This is a genomic window from Pseudomonas sp. 13B_3.2_Bac1 (assembly GCF_025466205.1).
In the GTDB taxonomy this organism is placed as follows: domain Bacteria; phylum Pseudomonadota; class Gammaproteobacteria; order Pseudomonadales; family Pseudomonadaceae; genus Aquipseudomonas; species Aquipseudomonas fluorescens_H.
The window spans coordinates 1-445 of the sequence record NZ_JANLOG010000033.1; the positions used below are offsets into that span (position 1 = coordinate 1).

The 445-nt window shown below is 62.0% G+C and carries 1 protein-coding gene; it reads left to right on the forward strand.

Annotated elements, in window-relative coordinates; all coding sequences use genetic code 11:
- Positions 1–445 (forward strand): immunoglobulin-like domain-containing protein (locus tag NTD85_RS05075; protein WP_262141585.1); only part of this gene is annotated, 445 nt, incomplete at both ends.

Below are 445 nucleotides of genomic sequence, written 5' to 3' on the forward strand. Positions count from 1 at the left end.
CAAAACCACCGGTACCGTGACCACCACTGCGCCGAACGATGCGCTGACCGGCCATGCCCCGCTGACCAACGCCATCACCAACGTCAGCGGCGGTAACTACGAAAACCTCGTTGCCGACAAGACGCCTGTTTCGACAAACGTCACCGACACCATCGACACCACCAACCTGTCGCTGACCGCGACCGGTACCGTGGCCGAAGGTGGTTCGATCGTTTACACCGCAACGCTGACCAACGCCGCTGGTTCGCCAGTGACCGTAACGCTGTCGAACGGTGCTGTTATCACCATCGACGCCGGTAAAACCACCGGCACCGTCACCGTCCCTGCACCGGCCGATGACGTCTACAAAGACGCCGGCACCGTGCAGGCAACGATCAAGTCGGCGACCGGTGGCAGCTTCGAGAACCTGGTCCCAAGCACCACACCAGCCGTGACCAACGTCACC